Below are 20,787 nucleotides of genomic sequence, written 5' to 3'. Positions count from 1 at the left end.
TCACCGCTTGGCAGGTGCATAACCTGTGGGAGCAAAGCTTGCTCGCGAAGCAGGCGCTGGGGTCTGAAACCAGACCGAGTCGTCTGCATCGCGGGCAAGCCTGGCTCCCACACCCATGCCCCCACAGTCATGTTCCAGAGGAGACGTCATGATGCGTAAATTGCTTTTATCGACGCTCGCGGCGTGGTCATTGAGCGTACTGGCCGATCAGCCAATACCCACTGAACCGGCGGCGGTACAGAAACAACTGCAAACCTATTATTTCGACGCCGCTCGCCGCGGCGATGTGCCGATGCTCGATACCTTTATAGAGGCCGGTTACTCGTTGGATACCCGGGATGAAAAGGGCTACACCGCGCTGATTCTGGCGGCCTATCACGGCCACGGCCCGGCGGTGGAGCGGCTGCTGGCGGCAGGGGCCGATGCCTGTGCCCAGGACAAACGCGGTAACACAGCGTTGATGGGCGCCATTTTCAAGGGCGAAGTGCAGATCGCCCGCCGTTTGTTGTCCACCGATTGCAGTCCGGACCAACGCAATGGTGCCGGGCAGACCGCAGCGATGTATGCCGGTCTATTCAAGCGTGATGAATTGCTCGACGCCTTGAAGGCCAAGGGCGCCGACCTGGAGGCCAAGGATCCGTTGGGCAATACCGCGATGGGACTGGCCAAGGGTGAAATCAGAATGCCGGCCCCTCAGTGAACCTTCACTGGGCTATCATCGCGGTTTTGACCCGGAGTTCAGATGGCCAAGGCAAAGCGCATGTATGGCTGCACCGAGTGCGGCTCGACCTTTCCCAAATGGGCCGGCCAGTGCAGCGAGTGCGGGGCCTGGAACACCCTGACCGAAACCATGGTGGAGAGCGGCGGAGCGGCGGCGCCCACCGGTCGCACTGGCTGGGCCGGGCAGCAGGCGCAGATCAAGACCCTGGCCGAAGTCAGCGTCGAAGAAATTCCACGTTTCTCCACCGCGTCCGGTGAACTGGACCGCGTACTGGGCGGTGGCCTGGTAGACGGTTCGGTGGTGCTGATCGGCGGTGATCCGGGTATCGGCAAATCCACCATCCTGTTGCAAACCTTGTGCAACCTTGCCACCCGCATGCCGGCGCTGTATGTCACCGGCGAAGAGTCCCAACAGCAGGTCGCCATGCGCGCCAGGCGCCTGGGCTTGCCCCAGGACCAACTGCGGGTCATGACCGAGACCTGCATCGAAACCATCATCGCCACGGCACGCCTGGAAAAACCCAAGGTGATGGTGATCGACTCGATCCAGACGATTTTCACCGAACAACTGCAATCGGCCCCCGGCGGCGTGTCCCAGGTGCGCGAAAGCGCGGCGTTGCTGGTGCGCTACGCCAAGCAGAGCGGCACGGCGATTTTCCTGGTGGGCCACGTCACCAAGGAAGGTGCGTTGGCGGGGCCACGGGTGCTGGAGCACATGGTCGATACGGTTTTGTATTTCGAGGGCGAATCCGATGGTCGCCTGCGTTTGCTGCGGGCGGTGAAGAACCGCTTCGGTGCCGTCAACGAACTGGGTGTGTTCGGCATGACCGACCGGGGCCTGAAAGAAGTCTCGAACCCTTCGGCGATCTTTCTGACACGAGCCCAGGAAGAAGTCCCCGGCAGTGTGGTCATGGCAACGTGGGAAGGGACTCGCCCGATGCTGGTGGAAGTGCAGGCGCTGGTGGACGACAGCCATTTGGCGAACCCGCGCCGGGTCACCCTGGGCCTGGATCAGAACCGGCTGGCCATGCTGCTGGCGGTGTTGCATCGACACGGTGGGATTCCGACTCATGACCAGGACGTGTTCCTCAACGTCGTGGGTGGGGTCAAGGTGCTGGAAACCGCATCCGACCTGGCGTTGATGGCGGCGGTCATGTCCAGTCTGCGCAACCGGCCGCTGCCCCACGATCTGTTGGTGTTCGGCGAAGTGGGGCTGTCAGGCGAAGTGCGGCCGGTGCCCAGTGGGCAGGAGCGGCTCAAGGAGGCGGCCAAGCACGGCTTCAAACGCGCCATCGTGCCCAAGGGCAACGCGCCGAAGGAAGCGCCGGCGGGGTTGCAGATCATTGCCGTGACACGCCTGGAACAGGCGTTGGATGCGTTGTTCGAATAACACTGGCCATTGCGGAAGAAATGTATGTGGGAGCAAAGCTTGCTCGCGATGCAGGCGACTCGATTTCGAAAGACCGCATCGCAGCCATCGCGGGCAAGCCTTGCTCCCACATGGATCCCCGTGCCAAGGGGCGGGGCAGCTCAGATATGAATCAACGCCGCCAACTCCCGCTCCAGTTCATCATGATCGGCCAGGTTCAGCTCCACCAGTCGGCGCAGGTGGGCGATGGAGTCCAGGTCGATATGCTCGCAGACGAAGCCCAGGTGGCCGTGGTCGTCGTGGGCCAACCGAACCTCCATCTGCACTTCCACCTCATTGCTCAGGTGAATGTCGGCAGTAAAGGTTTTCTCGGGATTACCCAGCCAGGGCTCGGGCTTTTCGATCAGCAGGCCCTTGAGGGACAGGTCCAGCAGCTCCACCGGCCATTTGTATGGGGGCTGGCTCAGTTCGGTCCTGGCATGGAATTCGATTCGTACGAAGCGGCGACGATCGCTCATTACGTATTCCCTCTGAAGATTCATTGACTATAGACCCTGCTGGCGGAGCATCGTCACCGTTCGGCCGCCGACAGACGAATGTCGGGTATGGCCTTTGCCCTGGTTAGCGCTAAACTCCAGTGGCTGCCTTTCTTGTCCACCCTGGCTGGAATATAAAAATGAAAAACAATAATAGCCTGCTGCGCCATCTACCCTGGCTACTGCTGGCCGTCGTAGGAGCGTGCGCCCTGGGCGTCGTGGCTTTGCGTCGAGGCGAGGCGATCAACGCCTTGTGGATCGTCGTCGCAGCCGTGGCCATCTACCTGGTCGCCTACCGCTACTACAGCCTCTTCATCGCCAACAACGTGATGCAACTCGATGCGCGCCGGGCCACCCCCGCCGTGCTCAACAACGATGGGCTGGACTATGTCCCGACCAACAAACACATTCTCTTCGGCCACCACTTCGCGGCCATTGCCGGCGCGGGGCCGCTGGTCGGGCCGGTGCTGGCGGCGCAGATGGGCTACCTGCCCGGTACGCTCTGGCTGATCGCCGGCGTGGTGCTGGCCGGTGCGGTGCAGGACTTCATGGTCCTGTTCCTGTCCACCCGCCGCAACGGGCGCTCCCTGGGCGACATGGTGCGCGAGGAAATGGGCCGCATCCCCGGCACCATCGCGCTGTTCGGCTGCTTCCTGATCATGATCATCATCCTCGCGGTGCTGGCGCTGATCGTGGTCAAGGCCCTGGCCGAGAGCCCGTGGGGGATCTTCACGGTGATGGCGACCATCCCGATCGCGATGTTCATGGGCCTCTACATGCGCTACATCCGCCCGGGCCGCATCGGTGAGATCTCGCTCATCGGCGTGCTGTTGCTGCTGGGCTCGATCTGGCTGGGCGGGCAGATCGCCGCCGACCCGGTCTGGGCCAAGGCCTTCACCTTCACCGGGATCCAGATCACCTGGATGCTGATCGGCTACGGTTTTGTCGCGGCGGTACTGCCGGTGTGGCTGATCCTGGCGCCGCGGGACTACCTGTCGACCTTCCTCAAGATCGGCACCATCGTCGCCCTGGCCATCGGTATCCTGGTGACCATGCCCGAGCTGAAAATGCCGGCGCTGACCCAGTTCACCGACGGCACCGGGCCGGTGTGGAAGGGCGGGCTGTTCCCGTTCCTGTTCATCACCATCGCCTGCGGCGCGGTCTCGGGCTTCCATGCGCTGATCTCCTCGGGCACCACGCCCAAGCTGCTGGATAACGAAACCAACGCCCGCTACATCGGTTACGGCGGCATGTTGATGGAATCCTTCGTGGCGATCATGGCCATGGTCGCCGCTTCGGTGATCGAGCCAGGCGTGTACTTCGCCATGAACAGCCCGGCGGCGATCGTCGGCGGTGATGTGGTGGCCGTGGCCCAGACTGTCAGCAGTTGGGGCTTCGCCATCACGCCAGAGGCGCTGCAAGCGGTGGCCAAGGACATCGGCGAGACCACCATCCTGGCCCGTGCCGGCGGTGCGCCGACCCTGGCGGTGGGGATCGCGCAGATCCTGCACTCGGTGCTGCCGGGTGAGAACACCATGGCGTTCTGGTACCACTTCGCGATCCTGTTCGAGGCGCTGTTCATCCTCACGGCGGTGGACGCCGGCACCCGTGCCGGGCGGTTCATGCTGCAGGACTTGCTCGGCTCGTTCGTGCCTTCGCTCAAGCGCACCGAATCCTGGCCGGCCAACCTGATCGCCACCGCCGGTTGCGTGGCGCTGTGGGGCTACCTGCTGTACCAGGGCGTGATCGATCCGCTGGGCGGCATCAACACCTTGTGGCCGTTGTTCGGCATCTCCAACCAGATGCTGGCCGGTATCGCGCTGATGCTCGCCACCGTGGTGCTGATCAAGATGAAGCGCCAGCGCTACGTCTGGGTCACGCTGCTGCCGGCGTCCTGGCTGCTGATCTGCACCACCACCGCGGGCCTGATCAAGCTGTTCGACGCCAACCCGGCGATCGGCTTCCTGGCCCTGGCACGCAAATACAACGATGCCCTGGCCGCCGGTCAGATCCTGGCCCCGGCCAAGAGCATCGAGCAGATGCAGCACGTGGTGTTCAACGCCTACACCAACGCGACGCTGACGGTGTTGTTCCTGTTCGTGGTCTTCAGCATCCTGTTCTACGCGCTCAAGGTCGGCATCGCCGCTTGGGGCACCAAGGAACGCACGGACAAAGAAGCGCCATTCCAGGCACTGCCGGACGCTTGAGAGGATTGCAACGATGTTCAATGATTTGAGTCGCCTGGGTAAATACCTCGGTCAGGCCGCCCGCCTGATGGTCGGCATGCCCGACTACGACAACTACGTCGAGCACATGCAGACCAAACACCCGGACAAGCCGTTGATGGACTACGAGGCGTTCTTTCGCGAACGCCAGGAGGCCCGTTACGGCGGCAAGGGTGGGCCCAAGTGCTGCTGAAGCATCGCTTGGATTGAGGTAACCCCCCTGTGGGAGCGGGCTTGCTCGCGAAGGCGTAGTGTCAGTTAACAGATAATGTGGCTGACCCACCGCGATCGCGAGCAGGCTCGCTCCCACAGTTGTTTTGGGGTGGTCTCAGGATTTGCATACGCCACAGAACCCCTGTGGTCTTCTTTTAATTTCGAAACAGGAGAACCATGTTGTCCTCTCCCATCCCGGTCACCATCCTCAGCGGCTTCCTCGGCGCCGGCAAGACCACGCTTTTGCGCTATCTGCTCAAGGCCGAGCACGGCCTGAAAATCGCCGTGATCGAGAATGAATTCAGCGATGCCGGCATCGATACCCAGCTATTGGGCGACGAGCCGGTGCAAGTCATGACCCTGGCCAACGGTTGCGTGTGCTGCACCATTCACACCGACCTGACCAAGGCCCTGTACCTGCTGCTCGAACGACTGGACAGCGGCGAAATCGCCTTCGACCGCCTGGTGATCGAATGCACCGGCCTGGCTGATCCGGCGCCAGTGGCGCAGACGTTCTTCATCGACGAGGACTTGCGCGAGCGCTATATCCTCGACGGCATCCTGACCCTGGTGGACGCCGCGCACGCCGAGATCCACCTGACCCAGGCCATCGCCCAGGCCCAGGTCGGGTTTGCCGATCGCCTGCTCCTGAGCAAGACCGATCTGGTGGAAGCGGCCCAGGTCCAGGCCCTTGGCGAGCGTCTGGCGCGGATCAACCGGCGCGCGCCGATCAGGGTGGTCGAACACGGCAAGATCGACCTGGCCGAGCTGCTCGACATTCGTGGTTTCAACCTCAATGCCGACCTGGGCGCGGGGTTCAGCCTGCGTCCGGTTGGCAAGGCGACCCCGGGCGATCGCATCAGCAGCCTGGTGCTGCGCACGGACAAGCCGCTGGATATCGACAAGCTCAGCGAGTTCATGAACCAGTTGCTGGAAGAACATGGCAAGCAATTGCTGCGCTACAAAGGCGTGCTGAACATCGCGGGCGAACCCCGTCGGCTGGTGTTCCAGGGCGTGCTCAAATTGTACGGTTTCGATTGGGACACCGAATGGGCGCCAGGCGAAGCCCGGGAAAGCGTGATCGTGTTCATCGCCGACGAACTGCCCGAAGAGAAGATCCGCGCCGGCTTCGAAGCCGCTCTACTTTGACGATCCCGTGCCTGCGGCCAGCAGCAGTTTTTGCTCCAGGTGGTCCAGGTGCTCGTCCATCAGCCGCAGCGCTTCGTTGACGTTACGGCCTTCCACCGCGTCGACGATTGCCAGGTGTTCCTGCCAGGCGCAGTGCCGGCGGGATTTGACCTCGTGCCGCGCCAGGGCCAGCGAGGTCAATGGCACCAGGCTACCGAGGAATTGTGCCAATGGCGCGTTGCCGGCCATGGCGGCCAGTTGCAGGTGAAACTCGCCGGACAGGCGTATCGCCGGGCCGCGCTCACCGCGATCCAGGCAGCGCTGCTCCTGTTCCACCAGATCCCGCAGATGCCGTAGATCCTGCGGTTGCGGTGCCTTGCAGGCCAGGCGCACCAGGGTCTGCTCAGCCAGGCGGCGGGCGTGGAGGATCTGCCGGGTCTGTTCCAGGTCCGGTGCGGCGACTTGTGGCCGGTGGTTCGGTCGCAGGATCACCACTTGCTGGTGAGACAGGCGCGCCAGCACCCGGCGAATGATGCTGCGGCTGACACCGAACACATCCCCCAGGCTTTCTTCGGTGAAGCGGCTGGCCGGGGCAATGCGTTGTTCGAGGATGGCGTCGAAGATTCGCGGGTAGATATCGTCCACCGACGGTTTGCCGATCCGGCCGGGCAGAGGCAGGGCGGCAAGCATATTGCGATTATGTTGATGGGAAACGAGAGTGTTCATGGCGGTCTCCGCAGGCAATGGCTCAGGTGCCGAGGTTGTCGTCCGGAATATTCAATTCGATGCCCATGCGCTGGCCTTCCCGGAGAATGTGCCGACGCATTTCGGCGCTGGCCTGGGCGCTGTTCTTGCCCCGGATGGCACGGACCACGGCTTCGTTTTCTTCCAGGCGCTCGGCCAGGTGTTCGGGTGAGTTGCGCAGCACATCGGCGCTTTGCTTGAGGGCGTTGCTGGTCTGCTGGACCACGTTCTGGAAGATCGGGTTGGACGTCAGGGCAAACAATTCTTCATGGAAGGCGATGTAGGCGTTGGCGCAGGCATCGCTGTCGTCGGCTTCCAGGGCTTCGCGCATGTCCATGAGGGTCAGGCGCAACTGGCCGACTTCCTTGCTGCTGATGGACTGGGCCACAAGACCGACGATGAAGGGCTCCAGGGTGTAGCGCAGTTGCAGCACGTCTTCCAGGCTCGCGCCGGCCATGGCGCTGCCTTCACTGGCTGTATCGCTGAGAGTGGCCTCCAGCACCACCACGCCCTTGCCGGGCATCGAGCGCACCAGGCCCAGGGTCTCCAGCACAATCACCGCTTCACGCAGGCTGGGTCGGCTGATGCCCAGTTGTTCGGCCAGCTCGCGTTGGCCGGGCAGCATCTCGCCCGAGCGCCATTGGCCCCGGGCCAGGGCGGCGCGGAGCTTCTCCACCACGGAATTGACGACGGTTGATGAACTGATCACATGTCACTCCTTGAAAATCACTCAGGCGGTGCCGGTTCGCGGGCCGGCACCGCAGTCTTTCAGAATTGCTGGTGATGGGCACTGCCCACCGGTTTTCTGGGTTGGAAGGTATAGCCTTGTTGACCGGACAGCACCTTGCGCGCACGAGGGATGTCGATGTCTTTTTCCCAGCGGGCGATCGCCACGGTCGCCACGCAATTGCCAATCAGGTTGGTCAGGGCGCGACCGATGCCCATGAACCAGTCCACGGCCAGCACCAGCACCAGGCCGACCACCGGGATTGCCGGGATCGCGGTCAGCGTGGCCGCCAGGATCACCAGCGCCGAGCCGGGAATCCCATGGGCGCCCTTGGAGGTGATCAGCGAGACCAGCAGGATGGTCAACAGATCGCTCATGGCCAGGGGCGTACCGGTCGCGTTGGCGATGAAGACAATGGCCAGGGTCAGGTAGATCGAAAAACCATCGAGGTTGAACGAGTAGCCGGTGGGAATGACCAGGCCCACGGTAGAGCTGCCGACCCCCAGGTGTTCGAGTTTGCGCATGATCTGTGGCAACACGGCGTCGGACGACGCGGTGCCGAGTACGATCAGCAGCTCTTCGCGCAGGTATTTGAGGAACGGCAGCATCGGCAGGCCCGACACGCGCATCACCACGCCCAGGATCACCGCGACAAAAGCGATGCAGGTCAGGTAGAACAGGCCGACGAGGTTGCCCAGGTGCTGTAGCGAATCCAGGCCGTATTTGCTGGTGGTGAAGGCAATGGCGCCAAAGACACCGATAGGGGCCAGGCGCACGATCATGCCCATGATGCGGAAGATCACGTGGCTGAGTTCGTTGATCAGGCGGGAAATACCGGACGCGGCATCACCGACGAGATTCAGTGCGCTGCCAAACAGCACGGCAAACAGCAGCACCTGCAGGATGTTGTTCTCCGCGAATGCTCCGATCACCGACGTCGGGATCAGGTTCATCAGGAACTGGGTGGTGGTGACCATGTGCTGGCCGCGCTGGGCGATATCGCCCATGTCGGCGCTGGAAAGCTGGTCAAGATGGATGTTCGCGCCGCTGCCGATGCCCGTGGTGAAGGCAAAGACCAGGCCGATGACCAAGGCGATGGTGGTGAGTATTTCGAAATAGATGACCGACTTGAGGCCGATGCGCCCGACCTTCTTGAGATCACCGGCGCCGGAGATGCCGCTGACCACCACGCAGAACACGATCAGGCCGATGAGCATCTTGATCAGCTTGATAAAGCCGTCGCCGAGGGGTTTGAGCTGTGCAGAGTATTCGGGAAGGGTAAGCCCGCAGACGATGCCGAGCACCAGTCCGAGGACAACTTGAAGGAAGATCGACCGCGAGCACCATTTGAGCATGGGAGGGATTCCTGGTTCGGTGTCCATGTCCGCCGGCGCTGGGGCTGTTGGCGTCAGGACTTCATTATTGTGGTCTTACCGGTTTGTCCAGTGCAGGCGCAGTCTAGGCGCTGTTTTTGCGGGTATGCAAGCTTGATTGTGATGATTTGGCTTTACCGGTCTTACCAGTTGTGGTGAAAGCCTTGAGCTTGAGCCTTTTTCCGGCTGGAAAAAATTTTGCCGCCAGATGCCTACGCAAATAGTGAGGAGAGAACACAAGACTGCGGCGCAATGCTGTTCACTTAAGGATTGCTTGATTCATTGTGGCGAGGGGATTTATCCCCGCTGGGCTGCGCAGCAGCCCTGACCCGGCCACTGTGGTGTGCCAGGTGAATCGCATTCAAGCTTTTGGGGCTGCTGCGCAGCCCAACGGGGATAAATCCCCTCGCCACAGGGGATAGATGGGTTGTCCCTGTCTTACATTAAAATGTTCTACGGGTATTTTGCTCAGAGAATACTCAGAATGAACGTCGCTTTTGACTGTTCTTCCGTCTCGGCAAGATAGAGATAAGGCGAACCTCGCAGTCTTAATCCCCCCACATGTTTTTTATTGGCGGTCATGAGCGAAATGCGGGTGTGGCCGGATTTGATATTTTTCGGCGTGATGACATTCTGTTGAAAGTCGATAAGGGTGAAGAGAGTCGGCTTTTTAGTATTGGGATCCTTTGCACCAAGTACTTCGAACCAGCTTTTACTGAGCACTTTGTTGTAGTGCTCGCCAGTGTTTTTTAGGGTCAGGAGATAGCCATTCGCGGTATGCCGGAAGTGCAACCGCAAGGGTTCACCGCGCGTCCTCGGATCTTCGGCGCGCATGCCAAGCAGGTGTGAATGATCCTGGGTCTGGGGTTTGCCGGTATAAAAACCACCGCTGAAAGAGCTGACGGTCGCCAGCGCGGGTTTGCCATGCAGCCTTTCCAGTAGATTGACGTGAGCGCTAAACATATCAAGTGTTGCATGAAAGGAATTTTCACTGTCCATGTGAATATTGACTCCTGTAGTTGTTGATTAAATTTTGGATGGGGCGAACTGGATCTTATTGAGTTGTTAATCCCTTGTGGGGCTGTCTGTATTACAGGAGGTTAAATGCTGGCTGGCGTTAGTTGTTTGATCGTATGTTTTACAACGCCAATAAAAAGGCCCGCATCTTTCGATGCGGGCCTTTTTGGTTACGTTTTGGCGAGCTGATTAAGCGCCGTACACCGGCAGCTTCTTGCAGATAGCCTTGACCTTCTCACGCACGGCGTCGATCACCGCTTCGTTGTTCAGGTCTGCCAGGATGTCGCAGATCCAGCCGGCCAGTTCCTTGCACTCGGCTTCCTTGAAGCCGCGAGTGGTCACGGCCGGGGTGCCGAAACGCAGGCCCGAGGTGACGAACGGGGAGCGTGGGTCGTTTGGCACCGAGTTCTTGTTCACGGTGATGAACGCCTTGCCCAGCGCCGCATCGGCGTCTTTTCCGGAGATCTCTTGCTTGATCAGCGAGAGCAGGAACAGGTGGTTCTCGGTACCGCCGGACACCACGTCGAAGCCGCGTTCGATGAACACGCCGGCCATGGCCTTGGCGTTTTTCACCACTTGCTGCTGGTAAGCCTTGAACTCAGGTTGCAGGGCTTCCTTGAAGCAGATCGCCTTGGCAGCGATCACGTGCTCCAGTGGGCCACCCTGGGCGCCTGGGAAGACAGCGGAGTTCAGCTTCTTCTCGATGTCGGCGTTGGCGCGAGCCAGGATCAGGCCGCCACGTGGACCGCGCAGGGTCTTGTGGGTGGTGGTAGTGACCACGTCGGCGAATGGCACCGGGTTCGGGTAGACGCCAGCGGCGACCAGGCCGGCCACGTGAGCCATGTCGACGAACAGGTAGGCACCGACCTTGTCGGCGATCTCGCGAAAGCGCGGGAAGTCGAGGACCTGGGAGTAGGCGGAGAAACCGGCCACGATCATTTTCGGCTTGTGTTCCAGCGCCAGGCGCTCGACTTCGTCGTAATCGATCAGGCCGTTGCCGTCGATGCCGTACTGGATCGCGTTGTACAGCTTGCCGGAGGAGGAAACGCTGGCGCCGTGGGTCAGGTGACCGCCGTGGGCCAGGCTCATGCCCAGGATGGTGTCACCGGCCGACAGCAGCGCCAGGTACACGGCGGCGTTGGCTTGGGAGCCTGCGTGCGGCTGGACGTTGGCGTAATCGGCGCCGAACAGTTGCTTGGCGCGGTCGATGGCCAGTTGCTCGACCACGTCGACATACTCGCAACCACCGTAGTAGCGCTTGCCCGGATAGCCTTCGGCGTACTTGTTGGTCAGTACCGAGCCTTGAGCTTCCATCACCGCGGGGCTGGTGTAGTTTTCCGAAGCGATCAGCTCAATGTGCTCTTCCTGGCGCTGAGCTTCTTGCTCCATGGCGGCAAAGAGATCGGCGTCGTACTTGGCAATAGTCAAATCACGGCTGAACATGGCGGTCCTCAAGGATCGGGGGCAGAAAAGGGGGGCATTCTAACCCAACCGGTTTTGGAAGGCATATGAAAGGACATCATGTCGCGGACGAATGGGTTTCACGCAACAGGGGTGTCACCTGTGCAGGCCCTATCGCGGGCAAGCCTTGCTCCCACAGAAGTCTGCGTTCCCCTGTGGGAGCAAGGCTTGCCCGCGATAGGGCGGCCCAGATGGTACAAGGCCTCAGTCGAGCATGAACAACGCATCATTGCTGAACTGCGCTTCAAACCGGTTGGCCGGCATCGGCCGACCGAACAGGTAGCCCTGGACTTCGTCGCAGCCGTGTTCGCGCAAAAAGTCCAATTGCTCGTGGGTCTCGACCCCTTCGGCGATTACCGCCAGGTTGAGGCTGTGGGCCATGGCGATGATCGCCCGGGCGATCTGTGCATCCTGCTCGCCGGACGGCAGGCCGTCGACGAACGTGCGGTCGATCTTCAGCACGTCGATGGGGAATTGCTTGAGGTAGTTGAGCGAGGAATAACCGGTGCCGAAGTCATCCACGGCGATGCTCAGTCCCAGGTTTTTCAAACCGGCCAGAATCTGCATCGCCTCGCTGACTTCGCGCATCAGGATACTTTCGGTCAGTTCCAGCTCCAGGCAGGCCGGCGGCAGGCCGGTGCTGCGCAGGATATTGGCGATGCGCGTGCCCAATTGGCCGTCGGAGAACTGCCGGGCGGAAATGTTGACCGAGACCTTTGGCACCCGGACCTTGGCCTGGTGCCACGTCCTGAGCTGCCGACAGGCTTCGGTGATGACCCAGTCGCCGACGTCCACCACCAGCCCGAGTTCCTCGAGTACCGGGATGAAGTCTCCCGGCGGCACCAGGCCGCGACGTGGATGGCGCCAGCGCAGCAGCGCTTCGGCGCCGGTCAAACGTTTGCCATCGCCGCTGAACTGCGGCTGGTAGTACAACACGAACTCGTTCTGTTCCAGGGCGTGGCGCAAATCGCTTTCCAGTTCCAGGCGCTCCAGGGCGCTGGCGTTCATGTCGGCCTGATAGAACTGGAAGTTGTTCTTGCCGCGTTCCTTGGCGTGGTACATGGCCGTGTCGGCGTTTTTCATCAACTGGCTCAGTTCACTGCCATCCTGGGGACTCAGGGCGATGCCGATACTGGCGGTGACGAAGAACTCCCGGCCTTCGAGCACGAATGGCCGGACCAGGCTGGCGAGGATCTGCTCGGCCACGGTAATGGCCCGGTTCAGCGCCATTTCGCGGCTGGCGCGCGGCTGTAGCAACAAGGTGAATTCGTCGCCGCCCATGCGCGCCACGGTATCGTCGTCGGCGACACAACCGAGCAGGCGCGTGGCCATTTCCTTGAGCATCCGGTCACCGGCGGCGTGACCCAGGGAGTCGTTGATGGGCTTGAAGCGGTCCAGGTCGAGGAACATCAGCACCACCCAGGTCTTCTGCCGCTCGGCCGATTGCAGCGCGGTGTGCAGGCGATCCTGGAACAGCGTGCGGTTGGGCAGGTGAGTCAGGGCGTCGTAATAGGCCAGGCGATGAATGCGTTGCTCGCTGGCCTTGCGTTCGCTGATGTCGCTGAAAAAACACACATAGCTGGCCAGGTCGCCTTCGTCATCGAGCACGGCGGTGATGCCGACCCAGGCCGGGTAATGCTCGCCATTGCGACGCTTGAGCCAGACTTCGCCTTCCCAGGTGCTGTGCTGTTGCAGTTGCTTGAGCACGTAGCGCAGGTGGGCTTCCTGCTGCTCGTCCACGGTCAGCATGTTGGGCAACTGGTCCAGCACTTGCGACACGGCATAACCGCTGACGCGACTGAAGGCTTCGTTGGCCTGGACAATGTAGCCCGCCGGGTCGGTGATCAGGATTGCCGAAGTCGAATGCTCGAATACCGTGGCGGCCATGCGCAGGTCTTTTTCGGCGCGACGCTGCTGGCTGATGTCGCGGCCGACGCCGAGCACGCCTTCGAACGCGCCGCTTTCATCCCACACCAGCACCAGCCGCAACTCGATGGGGATCTTGCGCCCGTCGGCACGCAGGCAGTCGAACAGGAACAGCTGGGTCTGCATCTGGTTGCGCAGCTCGGCCAGTTGTTCGGGCTTGTCGAGGGCCTTGCTGACCCGGTCCATCAGGCTGTAGATGCCGGTCAGTTGTTGCGGATTGGCGATGATTGATTGCCAGCCGTTCTGGAAAATCCAGTCGGCGGTGTAGCCCAGCACCGCTTGCACCGACGGGCTGACATAGTTGAGCGAAAGCTTGTTGTCGGTGGAGAAGATCACGTCGCTGATGCTTTCGGCGAGCATCCGGTAGCGTTGCTCGCTGTCGCGCAGCGATTCGCTGGCCTCGATCTGCTCTGTGACGTCCTTGGCCACGCCGATGATGCGTGTCACCTGGTCGTGCCGGTCCCGGGCCAGGGCCTGTTCACGGATGTCGAAGCAGCGCCATCTGCCATTGCGATGACGAAAGCGCAGCTGGCATTGCAACAGTTGCGTGTACCCGCCCCGGCGCTGTTCCTGGCGCAGGTTGTGGTAGTGATCGGCGTCTTCGCTGTGCAGCAGGATTTCCCAGAAGTACTCGCCCATCTGGTGCAGTTCGGTGCGGTCGTATCCCAGGGTCTGGCCCAGGTGATGGTTGCTGAAGATCATCCGCTGGCTGATGACGTCCTGCACATAGAGATGATCCGGCACGGTGCGCACCACGTCGGACCAGAAACCCTCGCGTTCGAGCAGCGAGAGTTCGATCAGCTTGCGGCTGGTGATGTCACTGATGCTCAGGATGACCGCGTTGTAGTCGTGCTGTTTTTCCGGCAGGCGCAAGACCAGCCACAGGTGCTGGTCGCGGCCATGGGCGTCCTGGAGCTTGATTTCCAGTTCCAGTTGCTTGTGTTGGTCGAGCAGTGCTTCGAGCAGCTTCGAACCAACGGGGTTGTGTTCCTGCGCACCCTTGCCGACCAGCAGTTGCCAGGCCTGGTCGCAGGAGTCGACGTTGAGCAGTTTCAACGCCATCTGGTTGACTTCGGTGACGTGAACTTCCTGGCGCAATTGTTCGAGTTGATGAGAGGTTTTCATCCAGGCGCGCAGTTGATCGCCATTGTGCAGGCCGGCCCGCTCAAAAAAGGCCTTGAGCCCCGACAGGTCGAGCACGCACAGGGCTACGCCGGTGCCTTCGAAAATGTCCTGGTAGCGCCGTCGACCTTCATGCAACTGTCGCTGCCGCCGGCGCATGTTCAACAGCGCGATCACTGGCAACAACGAAAACGCCAGGCCCAGCAGGCATTTGCCGATGAAGGCCGGCAGCAGTTGCTCAAGCACCTGGCGACGGTCGAACAGCCCCCGCAACTGCCAGTCGCTGCTGCTCAGGGGGATGGTCAGTACGGTGTTCTCCAGGTCATCCGGCGACAAATGGGTAGGGCTGCTCGAGGGCAGGCTTTCGTCGCGGCTGATGATCTGCTGGTTGAGACGGTTTTCCACCAGCCACAGCGGGCGCAGCCCCACATCGGCCTGCTTGGTCAGGGTCGAGAAAAAGCTCGGCGTCAGGCGCAGGGCCCAGTAGCCACGGCTGCTACCGCTGGCCTGGTGCAGCAATAGATGCACCACGGAGCCGTCTTCGGCATTGCTGAAATAATGTGCCTGGGCCCGGCTACGTCGCACCAGCTCACCCAGGTAATCGGCGTCGTGACTGTCGGCGTCGCTGTCACTGAGCACTCGGCCGGAGGGGCTCAGCAGTGCCAGGCTGCGCAATTCAGGGAGCGATTGCTGGAGTTTGCGAACCAGGGCCCGCTGTTCGTCGGCTGTTTGTGGTTGTTCGACGATCGGTAGCAGGTTAAGGGCGATTTGCGCGTTCAGGGCCATGTTCAGGCTGACCTGCGCGGCGAGATCGGCGGTGTAGTCGATGGTGTATTGGCGTTGTTGCTGCTGGGTTTCGCGCAGTTGGTCGAGCAATTGCCAGAACAGCAACCCGAGCAATAGCAGCACGAGGGTGGCCAGCGCGCCCTTCAATGTCCCGCGCAGGGGCGAGCCGGGCACGACAGCGGGTGCGCGAGGGGACAGGGGCGGCGTGACGTTGGACAAGCTGTAATCCTGCGGTTTGCTGGACTGGCGCGACGTGCACTATAAGCCGGACGCCCGAAGGGCGGCTAGCATGCCTTGACTTGTGGCAAAGTGCCAGCCCCTGGCGGCTGGACCTTGACCGACGGTTGAGGTAGCTTTGCCGATCAAACAAGAGCGTTCCAGCTCCAGATTCCCAGGCTCTATCCGCCCGCAGGCATTGATGACCGTCAAGTGCCGGCGCCGCGCATGGCCTGGCTCGTTCTTTTCACCTGTCACTGACGCTAGGTTCACCATGGCTCAATACGTCTTCACCATGCATCGGCTGAGCAAAGTTGTTCCGCCGAAGCGGGAAATCCTGAAAAACATTTCACTGTCCTTCTTCCCCGGCGCCAAGATCGGCGTACTGGGCCTCAACGGCTCGGGTAAATCCACGCTGCTGAAAATCATGGCCGGCGTCGATAACGAATTCGACGGCGAAGCCCGGCCAATGCCGGACCTGAATATCGGCTACCTGCCGCAGGAACCTCAGCTGGACCCGAGCAAGACCGTTCGCGAAGTGGTCGAGGAAGCGGTCAGTGTGATCAAGGACGCCCAGGCGCGCCTCGACGAGGTCTATGCCGCCTACGCCGACCCGGATGCCGACTTCGACAAGCTGGCCGCCGAACAGGCCAAGCTCGAAGCGATCCTGCAGGCCAGCGACGGCCACAACCTGGACCGCCAGCTGGAAGTCGCCGCCGATGCGCTGCGTCTGCCGGCCTGGGACGCGAAGGTCGAGCACTTGTCCGGCGGTGAGAAGCGCCGCGTAGCCCTGTGCCGCCTGTTGCTGTCGGCCCCGGACATGCTGCTGCTCGACGAACCGACCAACCACCTGGACGCGGATTCCGTCGCCTGGCTCGAACACTTCCTGCACGACTTCCCGGGCACCGTGGTCGCGATCACGCACGACCGTTACTTCCTGGACAACGTCGCCGGCTGGATCCTGGAGCTCGACCGCGGTGCAGGCATTCCGTATGAGGGCAATTATTCGGGCTGGCTGGAAGCCAAGTCCGATCGTCTGGCCCAGGAATCCAAGCAGCAGTCGGCCCATGAAAAAGCCATGAAGGAAGAACTGGAATGGGTGCGCAAAGGCGCCAAGGCCCGTCAGTCCAAATCCAAGGCACGCCTGCAACGCTTCGAGGAAATGCAGTCCCAGGAATTCCAGAAGCGCAGCGAAACCAACGAGATCTATATCCCGGCCGGTCCGCGCCTGGGTGACAAGGTCATCGAGTTCAAGAACGTCACCAAGGGCTATGGCGATCGCGTGCTGATCGACAACCTGTCGTTCTCCATGCCCAAAGGCGCCATCGTCGGTGTGATCGGTGGTAACGGTGCGGGTAAATCCACGCTGTTCCGCATGTTGATGGGCAAGGAAACCCCGGATTCGGGCAGCATCGAAATCGGTGAAACCGTGCAGCTGGCCTGCGTCGACCAGAGCCGCGAAGACCTGGACGGCAGCAAGACCGTGTTCCAGCAGATCTCCGACGGCTCCGATCAGATCCGTATCGGCAACTATGAAATCCCGTCGCGCACTTATGTGGGCCGCTTCAACTTCAAGGGCGGCGACCAGCAGAAGTTCGTCAAGGACCTGTCCGGTGGTGAGCGTGGTCGCTTGCACCTGGCGCTGACCCTGAAGGAGGGCGGTAACGTCCTGCTGCTCGACGAACCGTCCAACGACCTCGACGTCGAAACCCTGCGTTCCCTGGAAGAAGCCCTGCTGGACTTCCCGGGCGCCGCCATTGTGATCTCCCACGATCGGTGGTTCCTCGACCGCGTGGCGACCCACATCCTGGCGTACGAAGACGACTCGCAAGCGGTGTTCTTCGAAGGCAACTACACCGAGTACGAAGCCGATCGCAAGAAGCGCCTTGGCGAAGCGGCTGCCCAGCCGCATCGCGTACGGCACAAGAAACTGGCCTGATTCGGTCAGTTGCATAAAAACGGAGCCTTCGAAAGGCTCCGTTTTTTTATGGCCGCCGCAAATTCCCTGTGGGAGCGGGCTTGCTCGCGAAGGCGTCGGATCAGCAAGCATTGTGGTTGACTGACCCAGCGCTTTCGCGAGCAAGCCCGCTCCCACAAGGTATGTGGCTGTTTTTATCCCGTGGACTGCTTCGCAAAATCGAGCGAAAGAATATTCGGAAGGGTCGTATCCATCTCGTACAGCAAGGCATAGCCTGCACCGGTTATTCCAGTCAACAGACTGACATCGGGCACCCGATCGCTGTCGAGATAGGGCCCTTCGAAAAACTGCCGGGAGACATCCTCAAGTGCTTTTCTGACTCTGCTGATGCCCTCAGGATTATCCGAGTGCCGATACAGGTCATACAGGCAGAGCAGATTGCCAAAATCGCCATGACAAAGGTTGTAGCCATCGCCAAACCCGTGTTGCCAGAGATTGTTTTCGCACCGCTGTATATCGTCGAGCACTGTCTGCCGGGTCGCTTCGTCCAGGGCGTCCCCCATCGACTCCATGAGCTGTCGCCTGGCGATGAGGATACCGCCGTCGCCGTGGCACCATTTGGACGCATGGTCCAGCGGCCCGAGGTTGCGCAGGTCCAGCCAGAAACCATCCCGACTCAAGCGGTTTTCTCCCTCGAGCACCTGGACGGCCAGGGGCACCAGGGTCACGTCGCTGGTCACCTCATAGGCTTTGCACAATGCATGGATGACACCCGAGAGGCCGTGGGACAAGCCTGTCAAAATGACGGAGCGCTCATCACGTCGCAGAAGCTGGCCGTCTTCAATCAGGATTTGGCTCTTTATGTAGTCGACCATGCGTTGGATCGCCGGCCGCACATCCTCTTGCGCAGAGAGTGCATGGATATTGGCCAGCAGTGTCACAGCACCACAACAACCGCCCAGGAAGTCGAAATCATAGTCTTCAGGAGGCACTTCAATCAGTTGGGTCAGCAGGCCAGCAATTTTCTCATCATGCCTGGCGTCCCCAGTGATCTGGCGACGATTGATGAGCAGATAGAGGTAACCCCCCAGTCCGTGATACGCGCTGACAGTCAAATCGGTTTTGAAAAAGCCGAAGCGTTGTTCCAGTGAGTCCAGGACCTGATCCATGCGTGACAGAAAGTGTGGTTTGCCGCTCACCTTGAACAGGCTCAGATAAAACAGGCCAATCCCGGCGATACCGGAGTACAGCCCGTGATCCATTGGCGACGGATATTTTCTCTGAGTCGTGGGGTGTGTATGGAAAGACAGCCAGCTTACATCCTCTACTGCGCCCACTATTGCGAGTTCCTCGAGGCGGGTGCTGATCCTCAGGATCGCGTCGAGGGGCTCCTTTTCAAGGTTCGCCAGGGGCGGCTCGATACGCGATGGAAGATGTCCATTCGGTTCTGGGAACAAACAGATTTCGAGCAAGGTGCGTTGCAAGGCCCAGTCTTTGCGAGACAGGTTGGCTATTTTCTGTAGGCAGCTTTCTAGCGGGGGCTCCACGGCTGCCATCGGTATTGTTTCACCCTGTGCGCTCGTAAAATAGTTGGCGTTCAGCGGCATGGTAAAGCACGGAATGCTGGACCTTTGCAGGTCGGCTATTTCATAGCGGGGAATGCCCTTTTCCCGATAGGGTTCTTTCAAATCTTTCCACAAGGTCGCGAGCAGAAGTTCTCTGTCGAGCATGTTTTGCATGAAGCGTGGGTGGCGGATCAGCCCGATGAAATCAGCGTAGCGCTGAGAGTTTTTCAGCAACACCCGGGTCGACAGTTCGCCTGCGGCTTGTTCAAGCCTTTGCATGATCGCGTGCCGATGAACCATGAGTCTGCCATAGGCATATTCAAAGCCTTGGAGAAGCTCTGCTTTATAAGCTTCGGGCCCCTTGCGCTCACCCTGCAAAAGAGGCAGGTGTTTTTGCATCAGGTGGTGTTCGAATTCAACTTTACGCAGATGGTAAAAGCCACTGTCGAAAATCAGGGAATTGCGGGTCGAGATGAATAGAGCTTGCCGGGTCAGACCGCTTTGGTCGTTTCTGGACTGTTGTGAAAAGGGTACGAAGCCGCTGGAACATATCGACCGCTGGACCAATTTAAAGCTATTGGACAGTGCGCAGCCAGCGGGAAGGTCAGTGAGCAGGTCGCTGGTGGAGGCCGTGAACAAACACTCGAGGTCAATCATGACCGGACTGTTGCCGCACGCGATAATGTTTTCGTAGTGAAAGTCGATCCCATTCAACGCATGGATGATGGCTATTTGTGCCCCCATTTTTTCATAGAACAGTCCAACCTCCGCTTCGCTGTCACAAGGCAGGTTGTCGATTTTCTCTACCCAGCTATGTCGCTCGCGGCTGAGGATCCTTGGGGTGTGGATGGAAAAACAATCCGCACCTGTCCACTCATGCAATTGTCCAAGAAGACGATAGAAAAAAATCGCCTCCCGGTTTGCTCTTGGCTTGTAGACCAATGAAGTCGTGCTGATTTTGACTTGGCAAACCGTTTCGCCGCGACCATGGGGGTCACCCAGGCCAAGCTCGATAGCCTCGATTTTCCGGGATGGGATCGAAAATTCCCGCTCCAGCGCTTCCGCATCGTCGGCGAAGTTGTGAATGACTGCATAAAGGTAATGGAGGGTGTCTTCCAGCAGGTCAAACAGCAGTGTCGCCAGCACCGGATAGGATTCGAAGCATTTCAGCAGCGGCAATGTGCGCAGATGTTCATTGAATCCGTTCAAGTCAATGTCATCACCGTTCGCAATCCGTGTATTCAAATAATGGACCAGGCTTTGTTCTGCCGTGCGTCCAACCCGGGCCAGGACATAGCGTTCAAGGCTTGCAAACAAAGCGGGTTCATCAATGTGCGTTGACGCATTCAAATAGCGCTCATCGGCCTTGAAGGTGTCGACGAAATAAAGAAAAAAACGATAGCTGAACCAATAAAAATTATCCGTGCCGCCTGAGCTTTCTTTTTCAATGCTAATGCTATCGAGACGAGCAAGCTTATCCTTGAGGGTGTTCAAGGCGGTTTCGCCATCGGCGGGCAAGCACTGCTGGTTGATAGGCTCCTTGATATAAGAGACCAGTTGTTCCCTGTTCAACCCAAAGTGATTCAGCAAGGTTTGGTCGTCAGCATGCAGACGGGTCAGGTTGTTTTCAAAAAGGGCGATGTCGCCTTCGGAAGAACCTCTGTGCTTCCCTCGCTGATCCAACTTCAAAGCGTTAACAAGCATGCCGTAGCTCCTGGCATGGATAGAGCAGGCGATGCCT

Annotated in this window: 14 protein-coding genes; 6 read left to right on the top strand and 8 right to left on the bottom strand. The window is 60.1% G+C overall.

The window, feature by feature from the left end; translation table 11 throughout:
* The first annotated feature begins 151 nt into the window (after positions 1-151).
* Entirely contained in the window at positions 152-700 is a 549-nt protein-coding gene (locus PBDP_RS25655; protein WP_116834284.1) for an ankyrin repeat domain-containing protein, read from the top strand.
* A 42-nt stretch (positions 701-742) separates the two neighbouring features.
* Positions 743-2,110 (top strand): DNA repair protein RadA, encoded by a 1,368-nt coding sequence (gene radA, locus PBDP_RS25650; RefSeq protein ID WP_030140305.1) that lies wholly within the window; start codon positions 743-745, stop codon positions 2,108-2,110.
* Between the two features lie 140 nt (positions 2,111-2,250).
* Here radA and PBDP_RS25645 read toward each other — a convergent pair whose 3' ends face one another.
* Entirely contained in the window at positions 2,251-2,607 is a 357-nt protein-coding gene (locus tag PBDP_RS25645; RefSeq protein WP_109756220.1) for a PilZ domain-containing protein, read from the bottom strand.
* Positions 2,608-2,765: 158 nt separating this feature from the next.
* Here PBDP_RS25645 and PBDP_RS25640 point away from each other — a divergent pair, with 158 nt between their 5' ends.
* The 3 genes from PBDP_RS25640 (at position 2,766) to yjiA (ending at position 6,212) form a co-directional block, all read left to right on the top strand.
* Positions 2,766-4,832, top strand: coding sequence for a carbon starvation CstA family protein (locus PBDP_RS25640; RefSeq protein WP_134925898.1), 2,067 nt, complete (start codon positions 2,766-2,768; stop codon positions 4,830-4,832).
* Positions 4,833-4,845: 13 nt separating this feature from the next.
* On the top strand, positions 4,846-5,043 hold the full coding sequence (locus tag PBDP_RS25635) for a YbdD/YjiX family protein (RefSeq protein ID WP_003201656.1): 198 nt from the start codon (positions 4,846-4,848) through the stop codon (positions 5,041-5,043).
* 197 nt (positions 5,044-5,240) lie between these two features.
* Entirely contained in the window at positions 5,241-6,212 is a 972-nt protein-coding gene (gene yjiA / locus PBDP_RS25630; protein WP_212801476.1) for a GTPase, read from the top strand.
* Here yjiA and PBDP_RS25625 read toward each other — a convergent pair.
* From PBDP_RS25625 to PBDP_RS25600, 6 genes are all read right to left on the bottom strand, one after another.
* Positions 6,204-6,917 carry a GntR family transcriptional regulator gene (locus PBDP_RS25625; RefSeq protein WP_116833493.1) on the bottom strand — a complete coding sequence of 238 codons (714 nt, stop codon included), beginning with the start codon at positions 6,915-6,917 and terminating at the stop codon, positions 6,204-6,206. The genes yjiA and PBDP_RS25625 overlap by 9 nt on opposite strands.
* A 22-nt stretch (positions 6,918-6,939) precedes the next feature.
* On the bottom strand, positions 6,940-7,644 hold the full coding sequence (locus tag PBDP_RS25620; protein WP_109756399.1) for a FadR/GntR family transcriptional regulator: 705 nt from the start codon (positions 7,642-7,644) through the stop codon (positions 6,940-6,942).
* Between the two features lie 59 nt (positions 7,645-7,703).
* Positions 7,704-9,017 (bottom strand): C4-dicarboxylate transporter DctA, encoded by a 1,314-nt coding sequence (locus PBDP_RS25615; RefSeq protein ID WP_109756398.1) that lies wholly within the window; start codon positions 9,015-9,017, stop codon positions 7,704-7,706.
* Between the two features lie 486 nt (positions 9,018-9,503).
* Positions 9,504-10,034: a hypothetical protein gene (locus PBDP_RS25610; protein WP_176689103.1), complete on the bottom strand. Its 531-nt coding sequence runs from the start codon at positions 10,032-10,034 to the stop codon at positions 9,504-9,506.
* A 207-nt stretch (positions 10,035-10,241) separates the two neighbouring features.
* Positions 10,242-11,495, bottom strand: a complete 1,254-nt coding sequence (gene glyA / locus PBDP_RS25605; protein WP_058544066.1) for a serine hydroxymethyltransferase — start codon at positions 11,493-11,495, stop codon at positions 10,242-10,244.
* A gap of 222 nt (positions 11,496-11,717) precedes the next feature.
* Positions 11,718-15,566, bottom strand: a complete 3,849-nt coding sequence (locus PBDP_RS25600; protein ID WP_109756396.1) for a sensor domain-containing protein — start codon at positions 15,564-15,566, stop codon at positions 11,718-11,720.
* A gap of 271 nt (positions 15,567-15,837) precedes the next feature.
* On the opposite strand from PBDP_RS25600, the gene ettA reads away from it, so the two are divergent.
* Entirely contained in the window at positions 15,838-17,502 is a 1,665-nt protein-coding gene (gene ettA / locus PBDP_RS25595; RefSeq protein WP_018601028.1) for an energy-dependent translational throttle protein EttA, read from the top strand.
* A gap of 173 nt (positions 17,503-17,675) precedes the next feature.
* Here ettA and lanM read toward each other — a convergent pair whose 3' ends face one another.
* Positions 17,676-20,750, bottom strand: a complete 3,075-nt coding sequence (lanM, locus tag PBDP_RS25590) for a type 2 lanthipeptide synthetase LanM (RefSeq protein WP_212801475.1) — start codon at positions 20,748-20,750, stop codon at positions 17,676-17,678.
* Positions 20,751-20,787 lie beyond the last annotated feature (37 nt).

It is taken from the genome of Pseudomonas sp. St290 (assembly GCF_018325805.1).
Lineage (GTDB): Bacteria > Pseudomonadota > Gammaproteobacteria > Pseudomonadales > Pseudomonadaceae > Aquipseudomonas > Aquipseudomonas bijieensis.
The sequence above is the reverse complement of the archived record's forward strand: the minus strand, read 5'-3'. Positions and strand labels throughout refer to the sequence as shown.